General features: G+C 67.0%; 12 protein-coding genes and 1 rRNA gene. 1 reads left to right on the top strand and 12 read right to left on the bottom strand.

Translation table 11 applies throughout. The features are described 5' to 3' along the window. From Q8O14_10065 to Q8O14_10030, 8 genes are all read right to left on the bottom strand, one after another. A complete protein-coding gene (locus Q8O14_10065; protein MDP2361084.1) occupies positions 1-1,215 on the bottom strand; it encodes a PorV/PorQ family protein in 1,215 nt (404 codons plus the stop codon). 403 nt (positions 1,216-1,618) lie between these two features. Continuing rightward, on the bottom strand, positions 1,619-2,461 hold the full coding sequence (locus Q8O14_10060) for an enoyl-CoA hydratase-related protein (GenBank protein MDP2361083.1): 843 nt from the start codon (positions 2,459-2,461) through the stop codon (positions 1,619-1,621). A 161-nt stretch (positions 2,462-2,622) separates the two neighbouring features. Next, the gene (locus Q8O14_10055) at positions 2,623-4,035 is read right to left on the bottom strand and encodes an SGNH/GDSL hydrolase family protein (GenBank protein ID MDP2361082.1); all 1,413 of its coding nucleotides are present in this window, start codon (positions 4,033-4,035) and stop codon (positions 2,623-2,625) included. A gap of 1 nt (position 4,036) precedes the next feature. After that, positions 4,037-5,305: an outer membrane protein transport protein gene (locus Q8O14_10050; GenBank protein ID MDP2361081.1), complete on the bottom strand. Its 1,269-nt coding sequence runs from the start codon at positions 5,303-5,305 to the stop codon at positions 4,037-4,039. Between the two features lie 36 nt (positions 5,306-5,341). After that, a complete protein-coding gene (locus Q8O14_10045; protein MDP2361080.1) occupies positions 5,342-6,391 on the bottom strand; it encodes a thioredoxin fold domain-containing protein in 1,050 nt (349 codons plus the stop codon). A 136-nt stretch (positions 6,392-6,527) separates the two neighbouring features. After that, positions 6,528-7,049 (bottom strand): HIT domain-containing protein, encoded by a 522-nt coding sequence (locus Q8O14_10040; protein MDP2361079.1) that lies wholly within the window; start codon positions 7,047-7,049, stop codon positions 6,528-6,530. A gap of 149 nt (positions 7,050-7,198) precedes the next feature. Next, positions 7,199-9,265: an elongation factor G gene (locus Q8O14_10035; protein MDP2361078.1), complete on the bottom strand. Its 2,067-nt coding sequence runs from the start codon at positions 9,263-9,265 to the stop codon at positions 7,199-7,201. Next, positions 9,262-10,830, bottom strand: coding sequence for a class I adenylate-forming enzyme family protein (locus tag Q8O14_10030; protein MDP2361077.1), 1,569 nt, complete (start codon positions 10,828-10,830; stop codon positions 9,262-9,264). The genes Q8O14_10035 and Q8O14_10030 overlap by 4 nt, the downstream gene beginning before the upstream one ends. A gap of 133 nt (positions 10,831-10,963) precedes the next feature. Here Q8O14_10030 and Q8O14_10025 point away from each other — a divergent pair, with 133 nt between their 5' ends. Next, on the top strand, positions 10,964-14,236 hold the full coding sequence (locus Q8O14_10025) for an ATP-binding protein (GenBank protein MDP2361076.1): 3,273 nt from the start codon (positions 10,964-10,966) through the stop codon (positions 14,234-14,236). Between the two features lie 109 nt (positions 14,237-14,345). Here Q8O14_10025 and Q8O14_10020 read toward each other — a convergent pair whose 3' ends face one another. The 4 genes from Q8O14_10020 to rrf form a co-directional block, all read right to left on the bottom strand. Beyond that, positions 14,346-15,605 (bottom strand): aminoacetone oxidase family FAD-binding enzyme, encoded by a 1,260-nt coding sequence (locus Q8O14_10020; protein MDP2361075.1) that lies wholly within the window; start codon positions 15,603-15,605, stop codon positions 14,346-14,348. After that, positions 15,602-16,540 (bottom strand): AEC family transporter, encoded by a 939-nt coding sequence (locus Q8O14_10015; protein ID MDP2361074.1) that lies wholly within the window; start codon positions 16,538-16,540, stop codon positions 15,602-15,604. Before Q8O14_10015 ends, Q8O14_10020 begins: the two co-directional genes overlap by 4 nt. A gap of 2 nt (positions 16,541-16,542) precedes the next feature. Continuing rightward, the gene (locus Q8O14_10010) at positions 16,543-17,316 is read right to left on the bottom strand and encodes an AMP nucleosidase (protein ID MDP2361073.1); all 774 of its coding nucleotides are present in this window, start codon (positions 17,314-17,316) and stop codon (positions 16,543-16,545) included. A 99-nt stretch (positions 17,317-17,415) separates the two neighbouring features. Further along, a 5S ribosomal RNA gene (gene rrf / locus Q8O14_10005) occupies positions 17,416-17,497 on the bottom strand; the annotation flags it as partial.

Here is a 17,497-nt window from a genome sequence, read left to right as displayed (position 1 = left end):
CTAGAAAGTGAAGCCCAGGGAGTAGCGGATCGTCTTGTCGCGCGGCGAGGGGTTGTCCTTGTCCGCGGACAACTCGTAGCTGAAGTCCAGGGAGACCATGTTGACGAGCAGCGACATGCCCAGCGTGTAGGACTTGATGTGGCCCGCCATGTCGTTCAGGTAGCCGCTGCGCAGGCCGAAGGCGGTCTTGCCCAGGCCGCCCGCCTCGCCGCGGTACCAGTACTCGGCGCCCACGTTGTAGATGTAGTTCTGCAGCTCGTTCTTCACACCGCGCGGGAACCAGGAGGTGAACATGGCCTTGAAGACGGGGTCCGTCTCGTACTCGGCGTCGAAGGCCGGCGAGTTGGGATTGCCCTGGTTGTCGAAGGCCTCGGTGGTGAGCTGTCCCTGGTTGTTCCAATAGGCGTCTTCGCCGTCCAGCTGCTTGCGCGTCAGGTTGCTCAGCGCCTTGTGCACCAGCTGCTTGTTGATGTCGAAAACCAGGTTGACCTCGTTGTGCTGGTCGTTGTAGGCATTGAGCGCCGCGCCCAGTTTGAGGTTGGTGGGGAGGGGATCGGCCTGCGCCTCGTCGGCGTAGCTGATCTCCGGCCCGATGTTGGCCAGGTTGAAGCCCAGGTTGAGGGGCCGGTCGGCGTAGGGCAGGCGGGTCTGCCAGAGCATGCCCAGGTCCACGGCGAAGGAGATGCCCATGCCCGCTTCCTGCTGGCCCACCTTGACGCCGCTGGCCAGGTCGGAGACGATCAGCTTGCCGGTGAGGCCCAGGCCCAGCTCCGGATTGAGGTTGGTGCCGTAGCTGACGCCCAGGGCGTACTCCTTGCTGGTGATGACGCCCAGCACCTCGCCGTTCTCGCCAGTGTGGGTCTGGTCACCCTCGTTGAGATAGATGATGGAGACGCCCATCGTGCCGCCCAGGGATTCCGCCCGCCAGGAGAAGGCGGCGAAGTCGAAGAAGATGTCGTCCAGGTTGAAGGCGGGCAGCCAGTCGGAATGCATGATGCGGACGTCGCGGCCCTGGCTGAAAGCCAGGCCGGCCGGATTCCACCACGTGGCGGAGGCGTCGTCGGCCAGGGCCACGAAGGCCTCGCCCATGCCGGCGGGGCGGGAACCGGGGCTGATCAAGAGCCAGATCACGGCGGCCTCGGACACCGCGTGGGCCTGTTGCCAAGGCATGGCCACCATGGCCAGGGCCGCCGCGGTGAGAGTCACTCGCTTCATGTAGCATCCTCCTGGAAACTTGTGTGACAGCCTCGTCCATTCCGGCTGTCGTCCGGCCACGCGGCCCGGATAAAGAAAAACCGGACCTGCGTCCGGCAACGGACGCCTGCGGGAATTATCGTCTCCATGTCAGCGAACCTTGCGCAGACCGAAACAACAATTCAGGCAGGCGTCGATATGGATCCTTGCATTCGAGTGTGACGTGGCGCGTCCCGTCTGTGCCCTGTCTATCGTCACCCGGCGACAGATGCTTGAGCCGGAAACAGGACCGCCAAGTGTACCACCCAGTCCCCAGAGATGCAAGGGCACATTATGCCCACATGTGACCCTGGTCCATGTCCGGCAGCTGCGGCCCCAGGCACAGGCGGACGGAGCGGCCTGCGGAACGACCGGCCGGCGGGGATCAGCAGCCCCGGAACTGCGCCGGCCGCTTCTCCAGGAAGGCTGCGGTGCCCTCGCGCATGTCCTCCGTGCCGAAGCAGGCGGCGAAGAGGTCCCGCTCCACGGCCAGTCCGGCGTCGAGGGGCAGGTCGAAGCCCCGGTCGATGGCCGCCAGACAGCCCGCCACGGCCAGCGGCGCCTTGCCCAGGATGTCCCGCGCCAGGGAAAGGGCGGCTTCCAGGAAGGCTTCGCGGTCGAAGACCGGCTGGCCCTTATCGTCTCGGACGGGCTCGCCCTGGGCGTCCTTGGCCCAGGCCGTCACCACCCGGTTGACGAGGCCCATGCGCAGGGCCTCCTCGGCGCCGATGATGGCTCCGGTCAGGCAGAGTTCGGTGGCCCGGCCGCGTCCCACCAGACGCGCCAGGCGCTGGGTGCCGCCATATCCCGGAATGAGACCCAGGTTGACTTCAGGTTGACCGAAGCGGGCGTGGGGGGCGGCCAGGCGCAGATGGCAGGCCATGGCCAGCTCGCAGCCGCCGCCCAGGGCGAAGCCGTTGACGGCGGCAATGACAGGCTTGGGCAAGCGCTCCAGGCGGCGCAGGATGCCCTGGCCGCGGGCGGCCACCCCGGCGGCGCCCCGGGAGTCCAGCCCCGCCAGTTCGGCGATGTCCGCCCCGGCGGCGAAGGCCTTCACACCGGCGCCGATGAGCACGGCGGCGCGCAGTTGGCTGTCCTGCTCAAGCTGAACGACCGCCTCCTCCAGCTCGCCCAGCAAGGCATGGTTGAGCGCGTTGAGGCTGGCCGGACGGTTGAGGGTGAGGAGGGCGATGCCCTCTTCGATTTCCAGCAGCAGCGTGGTTCCCATGCTTCTCCTTGTCTGGCATCATGGGGTTGTCGTTCCCGATCCCGATCCCGATCCCGATCCCGATTCCGATATCGATTCCGATGGCGCAAGCGATTCGCGGGGCGGCAACATGAAGCCCCGTGGCGGTTGCCGCGGGGCTTCATGATACAGGCAATGATCGATCAGTGCTGGAAGAGCTCGACCACCTGTCGGAAGTCCGGCAGCAGGGGGGGCACTCCGGCGGAGCCGAGGCCAATGTTGACGCCGATGAACTCGGCCAGGTCCACCTCGGCCACGTTCAGTCCCCACCCCTCGTTCATGGCGGCGATGATCTCGTTGGCCACGGCCGCGTTGCCCAGGGAGGTGGGGTGGACGCCGTCCAGACTGAAGAGGCCGCCCGACACGAACTGCGTGGTGAAACGCTGTCCGCCGTAATGCAGACCGCCCGCGGCCACTTCGTTGAAGTAGGCGTGCATGTCCACCAGCAGGGCCGGCAGCTCCCGCTGCGGCGTGTTCAGCGCCGCCACGCCGGCGGCAAGGCGCGCGTTGAAATCCGCCACGGCGGCTTGGGCCGCCGCCAATTCGGCGGCATCCAGCACCAGGGCGTCGGGCAGGGGATTGGCGGAGCTGGCGCCCAGGGTGGGATCCGCCGCCATGGCGCTGGCGGCGGGCAGCAGCACGTAGTTGTTGGTGCCCGGATCGATGTAGAGCGGCACGGCGGCGCCCAGGGCGTCGTCCATGGCCCACACGGCGTGCACGGGGGCGCCCATCTGGTCCAGCAGGCCGATCAGGACAGGATTGAAGTAGGTGACGTAGGGAATGGCGGTGACCGAGGGCAGGTTGATCACCACCAGGCGCGGGGTGGCGCCCAGGGCGGCCAGGGTGCCGTCCAGGGAGGCCTGGAAGAGGGCGGCGGGGGTGATGGCGCCCGTGCCGCCGCTGGTCACGTAGCCCAGCACGTCGTTGTTGCCCAGCCAACAGGTGATGAAGCCGGCACCCGCCTCGGCCGCCAACTGGACCTGGGTCTTGGGCGCCGACTCGGCATTGGTATAGAATGAGGCGTAGGGATTGCCCGCCGCGTACTGGCCCAGCGGCGCGCCGGCGGCGTGCATGAGGGAGATGCCCGGGATGCCGAAGTTGCGCGGCGCGCTGAAATCGAAGGTGGTCCCGGCCCCCGTGGCCAAGGCCGTCAGGTTGGCCGGATCGGTGGCCGTGTAGCTGAGCACGGGGCTGCCTGTCGCGGTGAAGTTGACCACCATGTTGCCACGATCCGGCACGCCGTCCCCGTCGCTGTCCACCATGGCCAGCCCGGTGCCCGTCAAGCTGACCTGCTTGAAGCCCGTGATGCCCACCTGGCGGGCGATGAGATTGGGATAGCTGGTCGCCACATGATCGGGATTGCCCCAGGCGCCACTCTGGTAGCCGGCGGTCAGGCTGTTGCCGATGGCCACGTAGGCCTGCAGGCCGGACAGCTGGGCGGCGGTGGAATAGGTGGGGGAGGTGGGCATGGTGTCGCTCGTGCCGCAGCCGACGACGCCCAGGGCCACCGCCAGGGGCAGCAGCAGATGCGAACGATTGGTCAGGGATGTGTTCATGTCAGAAGCCCTTCCGCATGCTGAGGCCGACGATGGGAATGCTGCTTTCGTAGCCGCCGGGCAGCTCGGCGAACTCGCTTACCCGATCCTGCAACATGACCTGGATGAAATAGGCGTCCAGGGCCAGATCCTCCCGGGCCTGCCAGGTGGCTCCCAGGCTGATGCCGTTGCGCTCGGCGTCGGGCAGGCTGGGTTCCACCATGTGGTCCAGCACGGCGTTCTGCTCGTAATACCAGCCGCCGCGCAGGGTCCAACGCTCGCCCAGGTCCAGCTCGGCCCCGGTGCGGAAAGCCCAGGTGTTCTCGTAGAGCTTGGGCGAGTGGCTGTCCCGCAGGGCCGCCGTGTTCGTCTCGAAATCGATGTCCAGGCTGCGGTAGACGTTCCAGCGCGTGAAGACGAGGTCCCCGCGCCAGGTCAGGCGGCCGCCCAGCCATCCCTGGGGCTTCCATTCCACGCCGGCGATGACCAGGTCCGGAATGTCCAGGTCCAGGCTCACGTCGGTGGCGGGGAACATGGCTCCCAGCAGCGCTTGGTGGCTTGCGTTCTCCACGTCCTGGATGGCGAAGTCCGCCTCCCCCTCGGCGAAGAGGGTCATGCCCGATCGATAGGAGACGCCCAGGGTCCAGTCGTCGGCCAGGCGGTGCTGCAGGCCCATGTTCCAGCCATAGCCGAAGCCGTGGCCGTCGATCTCCACATCCACGAATCCGTTGAAAGGATAGCCCGTGTAGCTGTCCTTGGACATGAGGGCCTTGCCGTACATCAGGTCCAGGCCGACGCCCAGGCTGCTCCGCTCGTTCAGGGCGAAGGCCAGGGCCGGATTCATGGTGATGGTCTGCAGCTCGACCTCCTCCGTCACCGTGCGCCCCACCCAATCCTCCTCCCACTTGGTGCCCAGGCCCATGTAGGTGAAGAGGCCCAGACCCCAGCGCGCCTGGTCGCTCAGGCGGCCGCTCAGGTAGATGTCCACCGGCGTGAACACCTGGCTCTCCATGGATGAGCTGCCGAAAGCGGGACGGTCCGTGGGCCCGATGAAATCCGTCGCAGGCATGATCACGTTGAGGCCGAACTCGACCTGGAGGCCTTCCAGGCGCGCGATGCCGGCCGGATTGTAGAAGATGCCGGCCGGACCCTCGGCCGCGGCGAAAGCACCGGCCGTGCCCATGGCGCGACCGGACTGCTCATGTATGGCGAAGCCGGCGGCGGGCAGATGCGTGGCCCACCCCAAGAACAGGCAGGCACCCGTCGCCAGAAAGACCAAGCGCTTGGTCATGGGGACTCCTATTGATGGAACGATGTTTGGGACAGATCAGGGTTGGCCTTGGAAGCGCTTGAGCTGGCCTTCCAGGTAGGCGTCCCCGGGCTTCATCGCCAGGGCTTGCTGGATGGTGGCCCGGGCCGCGGCGCCCTGGCCGCGGCGGAACTGCACCTCGGCCAGGGTGTCCAGCACGTTGGGATCCTGCCCGCTGAGACGCACGGCTCTCTCGGCCAGTCGCTCGGCCTTCTCCAGGTTCCAGCCCTTCTCGGCGCAGGTCCAGGCGTAGCTGTTGAGCAGCTGGGCATCTTCCGGGTAGTCGTCCACGGCCCTGTCCAGCAAGGTGCGCATGCGGGTCTCGTCCCCGGCGCGGGCCGCGCCGGCGATGAGCAGGTTGTAGATCTGGGGTCCCTGTTCCACGCCTTTCCACGTGGAGAGGACGGCTTCCAACACGGCCGGATCGTGCTCCTGGCTGAAGGTGTGGAGTGCCAGTTCGGCGGCCGCCTCGTCCGCCATCCCGGAGAGATTGGCGGGGTCGGCCGCGAGGATGCCCTGCAGCAGGGCGGTGGCCTCGTCCGGCCGGCCACGGGTCGTCAACTTGCGGGCGATGCGCAGGGTGAGTCCGTGGTCACCGGGGCGGGCGGTCTGTTCGGCCTGCAAAGCGGAGAGGGTTCCCACGCCGCGCTCGAAATCCTGGAGGGTGCGCAGGAAATCCGGCATGGGGGAGTAGCCCGGCTGGCGATCGATCTCCTCGCCCCCCGCGTCCAGCAGGATGAGGGTGGGAAAGCCACTCACGTGGAAGCGTCGGGCCCAGTCCACGCCATCGCCCTTTTCCGCGTCGATGACCAACTTCACCCAGCTGGCGCTGCCCGCCTCGAACTCGGGCGTGGCCAGCACCTCCGCCTCCAGGCGTCGGCACCAGCCGCACCACTCGGTGGTGAAGAAGGCCAGCAGCGGTTTGCCCTCGGCCTTGGCCCGCGCCAGGGCAGCCTGCTTGTCCGCCGTGAAGCCCAGCTTGATCGCGTCGCCCGTCGCTTTGTCCGTCTCGACCGCCAGGCCAGCGCTCCAGCAACCCAGCAGGGCCAGGATGGCCAGGATCCGCATCTTCACGGCGCACTCCTCACATCTGTGAATCGAATCCGTTTCACGCCCGGCCAAGGTAGAAATCCTCCGCAGGTGAGCCAATCAGACGCAGGCCCGGAGCCAGAATCGGCGTGGGCCCTGGGACGGCGCACCGCCCTCAGAGAGCGGCGAATCCATCTCGCATGCGTTGCCAGCTGTCCTGGATGGATTCGGAGATGACCTTGGTCTCCCCCAGCACCGGGAAGAAATTGGTGTCGCCCACCCAGCGGGGCACCACGTGCCAGTGCAGGTGCTGGTCGATGCCGGCGCCGGCCGCCTTGCCCAGGTTGAGACCGATGTTCCAGCCCTGGGGCTGGAGGGTGCGTTGCATCACGCGCACGGCATCCTGCAGGGCGCGCTGGCAGTCGAGCAATTCGACAGCTTCGAGCAGGGTGAAGTCGCACAGGTGGCGGTAGGGCACGACCATGAGATGGCTGTTGTTGTAGGGATAGAGATTCATGATGACGAAGCAGCTCTCGCGCCGCGCCACGATCAGGTTCGATTCGTCGTGCGTCGACTCCAGCCGGGGTTTCCAGCAGAAAATGCACTCCTCGACCCCGCCCTCCGTGTGCCCCGCATTGCGCGAGGCGTCCAAGCCGCGGATGTAGGCCATGCGCCAGGGCGCCCAGATGCGGTCCATGCCATCCTCGCTCTTGATGGGAGAAGGTAGCGAAGCCTCGATCCGATCCAGCGGAGGAGCGGCCGACCCACTTCCACCCGATGGCCCGGCATGGGAAAGGGGACCAGGCTGACGCCCGGCCCCCCGCCATTCGCCATGGAAAGGGCAGATCAGGCGTTGGCCCGCTCCGCCTGATACTCCTCGATCACTTTCTGCTGCACATCCGGCGGACACTTCTCATAGTGGTCGAATCGCCGGCGGTGCGTGGCGCGACCGGCGCTCATGGAGCGCAGGGTGGTGGAGTACTGGTAGAGCTCGGCCAGCGGCACCAAGGCCTTGATCACCTGGTACTTGCCGGCGCCATCCATGCCCAGGATCTTGCCGCGGCGGGAACTGAGGTCGCCCATCACGTCGCCCATGTACTCGTCGGGCGTCTTCACCTCCACCTCCCAGATCGGCTCGAGCAGGATGGGCTTGGAATCCTGGAAGCCCTGCTTGAAGGCCTCCCGCCCCGCGATCATGAAGGCGATCTCCTTGGAGTCGACCGGATGCATCTTGCCGTCGTAGATGGTGACCTCCACGTCCTCCACCCGGCAGCCGGCGATGACGCCTTCATCGAGGAGCTGGCGCATGCCTTTCTCCGTGGCCTGCTGGAAGGGGATGGTGACGGCGCCGCCCACCACCTCGCTCTTGAAGACGAATCCGCTGCCGCGCTCCCCCGGCTTGATGCGCACCCAGACCTCGGCGAACTGACCGGCGCCGCCCGTCTGCTTCTTGTGGCGGTATTTGACGTCGGCGTTGCCCGTGATCGTCTCCCGGTAGGGCACGCGCGGCTTGATCAGCTTCACCTTGACGCCCGTGCGGCGCTCCAGCTTCTCCAGCAACAGGTTGAACTGCTGCTCACCCTGGCCGGCCAGGATGGTCTGCTTCAACTCGGGATCCTGGCGGATGCTGAAACTGGGGTCCTCGTTGTGGATGAGGGTCAGGCCGGTGGACATCTTCTCGTCGTCGTCGGCCTTTTCCGGTTCGATGGCCGTGCGCATGACCGGCTCGGGAAAAACGATCGGCGTCAGTTCGAGCAGGCTGCCCTTGGTGCAAAGGGAATCGTTGGTGCGGGTGCCGCGCAGCTTGACCGTGCAGGCCAGGTCCCCGGCCGACACCTCGTTCAAGTCCTTGCGTGTCTTGCCCACCACACTGAAGAGGGAGCCGATCTTCTCCGCGTTGCTGGTGTGCGCGTTGACCAGTTCGTCGCCGGTGCGAATCGTGCCGCTGTACACGCGGAAGAAGGACAGCTCGCCCACATGCTGCTCGTTGACCGTCTTGAAGACCAAGGCCTTGACCGGGGCGGCCGCGTCGCAGGGCACCGCGACCTCCTCCGTGCCGCGCCGGCCGTTGCCGGGCCGGGCCTGGGGCGAGGGATAGCTGGCCGCGATCACCTCCAAGATGCGGGACATGCCCACCAGCTTGCGGGCGGCCGAACAGAACACAGGGCGCACGGCTCCCGACCGCACGCCCTGGGCCAGTCCCTGGCTGAACTGCTCCTCGCTCAGCTCCATGTTCTCAAGGAAAGCCTCCATCAGGGCGTCGTCGCTTTCGGCCACCGTCTCCTGCAAGGCGGCGTAGAGCTCCTCCACCCGGTCCGCCTCGCCGCCCAGGTCCTGCTCGCTGACGCGTCCCTCGGCGTCGAAGACGAGGATCTTGCGCTTCAGCACGTCCACGATGCGGGTGAAGGACTCGCCCGTCTCCAGCGGGTACTGCACCTGCGCCACTCCCCGGAAGCTGCCCTTGAGATTCTCCAGCTCCTCCTCGAAGCGGATGTGGTCCTTGTCCAGACCATTGAAGACAAAGAGGCAGGGCATCTGGCGGGCGTCGACCGTCTCCATCACCATCTCGGTGATCACCTCCGGGCCGTTCATGGGGCTGACCAGCACAACGGCGATGTCCGCCACGTGAAGACCGGCCTGCACCTCCCCGTAGAAGTCGGAAAAGCCCGGAGTGTCCAGGACATTGAACTTGTGTCCCTGCCATTCGAACTGGGACAGGGTGGTGAACACCGACTTCTGGCGCTCCTGCTCGAAGACCGTGTAGTCGGAGACGGTATTGTGCCCTTCGATCGTGCCCAGTCGGTTGATTTCTCCGGCAAGGCGCAGCATGGCTTCCACGAAAATGGTCTTGCCCGTGGATTCGTGTCCCACCAGGGCGATGTTGCGGATGGTCTCCGCCTTGTGGATGTTCAAGTCGTCCTCCACGGATCAGCAGTTTCGGTTCGGTGTCTCAGGTCCTTGCGCAGCTTGAATTCCTCATCGTCATAGGGGATCTCGTCCACGAAGATGATGCGGGATGGACGCAGATAGGGGGGGAAGAGACGAACGCACTCCTCGCGCAGGGCCTCTTCCGTCCAGCAGGGATGTCCGCTCTCATCCGTCTCGCATTGCACGAACAGGAGCACTTGATCGGGCTGCGAGCCCCGTGCGCCGCCCAGAGCCGCCGCATCCACCACGCCCGGCAACTCGCACAGGGGCTCCTCGATCTCCAATGGGCTGACCTTGAAGCCGTGCAGCCAGATGACGTCGAAGACCTCATCGGCCAGGGTCAGGAAGCCGTCCGTGTCCATCATGGCCATCTGCTGGCTGCGCAGCCAGCCGTCCTCCGTCGCCTCCGGACTGCTGCGCAGATCCGCCGTCAGCTCGCCGGCCATGCCGGGACTGCGGAAGATCACCTCTCCCCAGCGCCCGCTGGGACGCTCCTGGCCGGTCTCATCAAGAATCCTCAGATCAACACCGGGCAGGGCCTTGCCCACGAAGCCTTCCCGATCCTCCAGCCAGGGCAGGTTGAGCGCCAGGAATGCGCCGGCCCAGGTGGTGGCGAAGCCGGCCAGCAGGTGGCCCTGAAACAGGTCCTCCCAGCTGGAACGAAACGGCAGTTGGGGGGAATCGGCATTGACCACGGCATGAAGGATCCGGCCCAGCGGCTGGCCCGCCTCGTGGCGTTGCTGGGCGGCGCGATGAAGGAACCAGTAGTTCCTCCGGTAGTGGATCATCAACCTGGGCTCCGTGCGGGCCACCATGTCCAGCACAAGATCCACGCTGCAGGTGCGATCCAGGAGGACCAGGTGCCCGGCCGCGCAGAGGGCGGGCAGGATCATGGAGGACAGCGCCAGATAATGGGAAGCAGGCATCTGGCAAAGCACGGCGCACCCGCGGTGCAGGGAGTAGAGCTGCCTCACCTGCTGGGCGGTCGCACCCAACTGGGGCAGGCCGAACCAGGCGCCCCGCCAACGGTCTTCCCGATCCATGCGGAAGTAGGCGATGCGCCCTTCCGTGGACAGGTCGGACCACGTGGCGGGGGGCGCGACCAGCGCCGCCGCCCGCAGGTCCGCCGTGGACAGCAGGACGGTGCGGGGCGGCAGGTGCTTGCGCAGTTCCTCGCCCCGGGCGATCAACTCAGCGGCGCAGATGAGCACGGCCGGCAGGAGTTCCTGCCCGATCTGGATGAGGGCTTCGCGCTTGGTCTTGACATCGATCAGGGCGCTGCGGCAGCCCATGCCCAGCAGGGCCAATTGCAGCCAGACCATTTCCGGGCAGTTGGGCACCAGCACCAGGACGCTGCAGCCAGGCGGCAAACCTTGCCCCGCGAGCCAGGCACGGGTTGCCTCGACGCTGGCCTGCAAGGCGCCATGAGTCTGCTCCAGGCTCTCCGTGATCAGCGCCGGCTCATCCGGGAACTGGTGGGCGACCCGCCGGATTTCTTCCAGGCAGGAGGCCACGGGGCGGTATTCCAGGAAGCTGAGATCGGCCGTCATGCACATGCCCGCGTTAGGAAACAGTGATTCTAAGGATCAGTCAATTAACAAGCAAGCTGACGAAGGCCAACCGTGCGGTCGGCGGTTCCAAAGCCTGTTTTCCACCGCCAGATGGGGACTGATACATTCAGACATGCTTGGCGCGACCCCCTCTCCCCTCCACGACTTCCTCCACGGCGGACGTCTGCCCTTCGCCGGACGCAGGTCCGCGCGGGAGACCATGGCCGCCTTCGGCCGCTCCATCGAGGATCGTTCCGGTCCGGCCATCCTTCTCTTGAGCGGAGAGGAGGGACAGGGGAAGAGCCGGTTGATCGAGGAAATGGCCCTGACCCGCGCATCGTGGGGCGCATTGGCCGGCGCCACCTTGGAGGCCCTGTCCGCGGACCTGGAATCCCGCAGTCCGACAACGGCCAGACGGGCCGCTGCCCGCGGTGGGGTGGACGGCGGACAGCGCCTGCGGCACCTGCTGCCCGAGCTGTCGCGGGCCCGCCCCCATCTGCTGGCTTTGGATCAATGCGACCTGCTCCCGGCCGCCGAGGCCTTGCGCCTGGCCGGCATGCTGCGATCCCTTCCCCCCTGCATGCTGGGCCTTGTCATCGCCGGGCGCCCTCCCCTGCTGGCCCTGGCTTCGCACCTGGAGTTCCTCCCCATGACCAGCCTGCAATTGGAGGGCTTGGCCGCTGACGAAGTGGGGTCGCTGTGGGAAAGCTTGCTGGGGCAGGCCAGCAGCCCGTCGGTCACCGCCGTCCTGCAGGAGGAATGCGACGGACGGCCCCTCCTGCTCAAACAAGCCCTGCGCCACCTCCTCCAGGTCGGCTGGATCAACATCGGCACGGGTCGCGGACAGAGCCGCCTGGTCCCCGAGCAGCTGAAGGAGATCGTGCGGCAATGCGTGCGCCAGCTGGTGGAGGGTCGCCTGGCGGCTCTAACCGCGCAAGAGCGGACTCTGCTGCGGTCCCTGGCCCTGCTTGGGTCCTGCTTTGCTCGCGAGAGCGCCCTCCTCCTTCTGGGTGATGAAGGCGCATCATGTCTCGATCGGCTTGAGGATGCCGGCGTGCTTGGCCCGCCCGCCCGTCTCCCTTACCGCCTGGCCGGCCCGCCGGTCCAGGGTCCCCTTCTCCAGATCCAGGACAGCCTGGTCGCCCGCTTCCTGCGCCAGGACCATGTCCCTCCTCCGACCCGGCTGGTGGAGTGCCTGCGCGGCGGCGTTCCCCTCCATTCCCCCGCCGTCTTCCGTCATCTGGCGGCAGTCCTGCCCCGGTCGCCGGACAAGCAGGTGTTGCTCGACCTGCTGGGCACCGCCACCCAGATGGTCACATCGCTGGAACGTGAAGCCGGAATCGACGACGGTGAAACCGTGGCGACGGCCCTGCTCGAGGCGCTTGACCACGCCATGCCCTGGCGCGACGACGAGGACCTGCGGCTGGCCGTCAGCCGCCTGCTGGCCGCCCGGCTCTTCCTGCTCAAGGGGAAGGCGGGCGATGCATCCTTCCGCGATCTGGCCCTGGACCTGATGGAGTTGGGCCGCCACGGCGACCGTCTGGACCTGGCTGAGACCAGGCTGCTGGGCTGCATCCATTTGAACCGCCATTACATGAGACACAGCGCCCCCGACGATGAGGCCCTGCGCCGGGAAATGACAGGCCTGCTGGATCGTCATCCCACCTTGCGCCACCATCGGGCCTGGCTGGTCTACCTGGGCGACATGGGCTTGATCGCCTGGGGGCGCGGCCGCCATGCCCTGTCCCAGTGGGTCCGCCATCAGTTTGATCTGCTGCTGGCCCAACCTGTCTCGCCCGAATTCGAACATCTAGTCAGGCAACGCGTGGGCATCCCCTTGCTCTGCTGCTTCGAGACGAGGCAGGAGGCTGAGGCGCGGCTGGCCGAGCTGCGCGAACTGGAGCGAACGGTCCCTGCCAGTGACGCCGTGTTGCCGGCCCTGGGCCTGCACCTCCTGCTGCAGAGCGGACGCCTGGCGGACTTCCTGGAACGGTGGGAGGAGGCACGGCAGATCTGGCAGACGCGCGAACTGTCGCGCAACATGGCCATCGCCGGAGTCTGGCACCGGGCCGTGCTCCTGTTGTGCGGCGAGACCCCTGAGACGATCGCCCATGCCCCGACCGATCCCATGAGCCGGATCGCACAGGAACTGGCCTGCTACGAATGCATCATGCTGCTTGGTCGCCAGGAGTGGCTGGATGTCCACTTGGACGGGCTGCCCCCGGACGCGGAGGGCGAGCGTCCCATTCAACGATTCCTGCTGCTCTGGCACTGTCTCAGCACATGGTCGCCCCGTCGTCGATCGACGGCGCCTGACGAGTCCTTCCTTCTGGCGCACCTGCCCCCGAGCCACGAGGATGACCCGCCGCGTTTCGCCGCTCTCCTGGGTCTGTTGCAAGCCTGGAAAAGGGGAGCGCAGGACCAGGCGCTGGCGGAGGGCAAGGTCCTGCTGGAGATGCCCGTGGCACGGCTGGACCACCTGCTCATCCTGCGTGTCATGGCGGCCTTGTCCCTTCGCTGGCCAGATCTGGCGCCGGCGGCCTCCGCAGCGCAGGAGGCGGCCTTTGCGTGGTGTGCGGAGCGTCAGTTGGGCCGGGTCATCCAGGCCTGGTGCCGGCAACATGGCCGCCTGCTGTCCACGGGCAGAAAGCGGACCTGGATGCGGCGCGCCGAGCAGGCCTGCATTTGGAATCCGCGCGAGCTGGCGGGCGATCACGGCCAGCGGGACAATCTGTTGCACGTCCAGGTCTTCGGCCGGATTCGCCTCCGTCATCCAGGCAGCCTGGACTGGCATGCGCCCGGCGGACGGCGCTGCAGGATCCTGCTCTCCTTGCTGGTGGCAAATGCCATGCTGCGCAAGCCATTGGGCCGAAGCGAGTTCAGACGCATGGCGACGGGGGGGGATGATGCCGACCCGGCGGCCCGAACCCGCACGCGTCACCGTCTGGCCATCGCCGTGCACCGTCTGCGGGAGATGCTGGGCGCCGGATCCGTGCTGACAGGTTCCGGGCTTCCACAGTTGAATCTGGCGCAGGTCCGGGTGGACGCCCTGGAGGCGTGGCAAGCCCTGCACCAGGCGGAACAGGCCCTGCGCGAGCAGCGGCTCCTCCCCGCCCGGGACGCGCTGGGCGCCTGTCTGGCGCTGACCCGCCGCGGCACGCTCTTCCCTGACCTGTACGAGGCCCTGCACGAGGCCCTGCGTGACGATCTGGAGTCGCGCCTGCAACGAACGGCCATGGACCTGACCAAGCAACTGGTTGAGTCTGGTGAAGGAGAGGCCGCCATCGCCCTGCTGCAGGATCTGCGCCAGTCGCTTCCCGATCTGGAGGAAGCCCGGGAGCGCCTCGACACTCTGCTGCAGGAAGGGGATCAACGGGCCGAGGCGGGACGCCCACCCGAGGACTAGCAGCCTGTCGGGCCCGGGCCTCTGATGAGACTCGCGTCCTGGTCGAGACCGGTGTCTCAGAGATTTCGCTGTTCATGCTGGAGCTATCTGCGCGCATGCTGCGGATGTCTCACGCGATTTGGTCGACTCGCTGCTGATCAAGGAGCCGCGCCGCGCCCCTGCCGGCAACAGCCCCACTGCTCCAAGCCCATTGGAAGTTGAAGCCTCCCAGTCGCCCATCCACGTCGCACAGCTCGCCACACAGGTGGAGACCCGGCCGGGGGCGGGCCTCCAGGGTGGTGGCCTCCAGCTCGTCCAGCGAGACGCCGCCCGCTGTCGTCTCGGCGTGATGCCAGGACCGGGCACCGATCACCGGCAACTCCAGGTTCTTCAGGCAATCGACGAGACGCACGCGTCGGCCCCGGTCCAACTGGGCAAGGCCGCCGTCCCGCGTCAAGCCGGCCAGCTCGACAAGCGTCTGAGCAAGCCGTTCGGGCAGCCATTCCCGCAGTCTCGCGACCGCCCTGCCCCTTCCTCCAGGCGCAGCGAGCACTTGGTGCAGCCGGTCTTCGGCCATCTCCGGCAGCCAGTCAACCAGGAGGCGGGTGCCCCGTCCCCGGGCGCGTGCCGCCAGCACGTGGCGCGAGGCGTCCAGGACGGCGGGACCCGAACACCCGAAGTGAGTGAACAGCAGCTCACCCCGCCACCGTCGCTTCTCGTGTTCGAGACGCAGGGAGACCGGCGTCGCCACCCCGGCCAGGGAACGGAGGACATGACCGTCCGGCAGTGTGAGGGATGCCAGCGCCGGCACGATCGGCTCGGTCAGGCGCAGCCCCAGGCGGGCCGCCAGGCGCAGTCCGGCGCCGTCGGATCCCGACCGGGGCAGGCTGCACCCACCCATGGCCAGGATGACCCGTCGCGATTGGATGCGGAAGCCTTCCCCCTCCAGGCACCAGACCGTCCCCTCCGGGCGGACATGGGTGACGCGGCTGCCCATCAGCCAGCGGATGCCCAATCGGTGGGTCGCGGCCAGCAGGGCCTCCAGGACATGGGCGGCCCGCCTGCTGGCGGGATAGAGCCGGCCATGTTCCTCCTGGGCGATGGTCAGGCCCAGGGCCGTGAAGAAGTCCAGGGTGGCGGTCAGCGGGAAGGCCTTGAGCACCCGGGCCACTTGGCGGGGGGATGCGCTGTTGAAATCACCGGGCCGAATCTGACGGTTGGTCAGATTGCAGCGTCCCCCGCCCGACACCAGCAGCTTGGCGCCGGGCCGGGGCCGCCCCTCGACCAGCAAGAGATCGAGGGAGGGCCTTTCCTGCTTGGCCTGGATGGCGGCCATCAGCCCTGCGGCGCCGGCGCCCAGCACCACCAGATCGGCGCGCCAGTCCTTCACGATCCCATCCACCAGGTCAGGCCAAGCGAGAGCAGGGGGATCCAGACAAGCGCCACGATGATCCCCGCGCTGACCAAGGCGGCGCCCAGCGAAGGGCAAAGGCCGCGATCGCCGGCCCAGGCCGCGGCAGTGGCCATGGGCGGCATGGCCGACTCCAGCAGGGCCACCTGCACCTCCGGACTGCGCCAGTCAAGCAGCCATGCCACGAGCAGGGCAAGGGCCGGCACCACCACCATTTTGCCCATCAGGCCCAGCGCCAGGGCGGGCCGATCCTTGGGCAGCAACCTGATGCGCAACCGCGCCCCCAGCGCCACCATCACGGTCGGCACCAGGGTCCACGCCACCAGGCTGAGCAAGGGTTCGGCCGCATCACGCAACCACGGTCCCGCCGGACTCAAGGCGAGCAGAAGGACAGGAAGAGGCGGGAAGGACGCCAGGCGCCGCACCACAACCTGGCCGGGGTGGCCCCGCCTGCTGCCGCTTTGGCCGGACCCGGCGGCGCCGGCATGGCTCTCCAGCAACCAGGTGCCCAACAGCAGCAGCTGCGGGAAGCTGCCAAACTGGTCGTAGAGCAGGGCGGACGACAGAGCCTCGTCACCTCGCACGGCCTGCAACAGGGGGAGGCCCAGGAAGGAGGTGTTGCCCAGGGGAATCAGCAGCAGCAGCAGTCGCGCCTGCTCCGCGTCCAGGAATGGCACCCGGCGCAGGCTGAACCAGAGCAGGGGCAGGACCAGGATCAGCAGCAACCAGGGCAACCAGACGGCGGGGTGGTTCAGTTGGGACAGGGGCATGCCCGCCAAAACCTTCAGGACAGTGGCGGGCAGGGCCACACGCAGGGCCCAGGCGCTCAACCAGGTGGAGAGGCGCTCCGCCTGCCAGCCACGCCGCCGGGCCAGCCACCCGCAGCCCAGGAAGACCGGAATCCAGGGCAGCATGCCTAGTAGTGGAAATGGCGGATGGGTTCGCCCTTCATGCCGATCTCCAGCATGGATTCGATCCCGATCTGCAGATGAAGATCAGACCAGTTCTCGGTGACCTGGCGATCGGACTCCTCGGTTTTCACGCCCTCAGGTGTGACCGGCACGTCCGACACCAACAGCAGGGCGCCACGGCTGATCTCGTTGGCATGTCCCACGATGAAGAGGGTGGCCGTCTCCATGTCGATGGCCAGGCAGGTCATGCGCTGGAGACGCTCGCGGAACGCCGCATCATGCTCCCACAGGCGTCGGTTGGTCGTGTACACGACGCCGGTGCGGTAATCCAGGCGGCGGGCGTTCAACTTCTCCGAAACGAACTTGTGCAGTTTGAAAGAGGGCATGGCCGGCACCTCGGGCGGCATGTAGTCCAGGCTGGTGCCCTCCCCGCGGATGGCGGCGATGGGCAGGATGAAGTTGCCGATCTCACTGGAACTCTTCAGGCCGCCGCATTTGCCCAGGAAAAGCACGCCCTGGGGAGCGCGGGCGCTGAGCAGATCCATGATGGTGGCGGCGTTGGCGCTCCCGATACCAAAATTGATGATGGACAAGCCATTGGACGCGGTGGCGGCCTGCATGGGACGACCCATGCCCTGGATCTCGCACTTGAACTGCTGGGCGAAGCTGACCATGTAGTGATGGAAATTGGTCAGGAGGATGTAATCGCCAAACCCATCCAGCGGCATGCCGGTGTAGCGCGGCAGCCAATTGCGGGCGATCTCCAATCTGCTTTGCACCTTTCCTCCAGACTAGGAAATGCTCTCCAGCACTCGTGGCGGCAATTTCCCGCGAAAAAGCACGAAAGGCCCCGGTTGGGGCATTTCGTTTGAAGAAAGCACAGGCGACGACCTACTCTCCCCCAGGGTTACCCCTGCAGTACCATTGGCGCGGGCGGGCTTAACTTCTCTGTTCGGGATG

The organism is bacterium (assembly GCA_030685015.1).
In the GTDB taxonomy this organism is placed as follows: domain Bacteria; phylum CAIWAD01; class CAIWAD01; order CAIWAD01; family CAIWAD01; genus CAIWAD01.
This window is presented reverse-complemented; position numbering and strand designations above follow the sequence as displayed.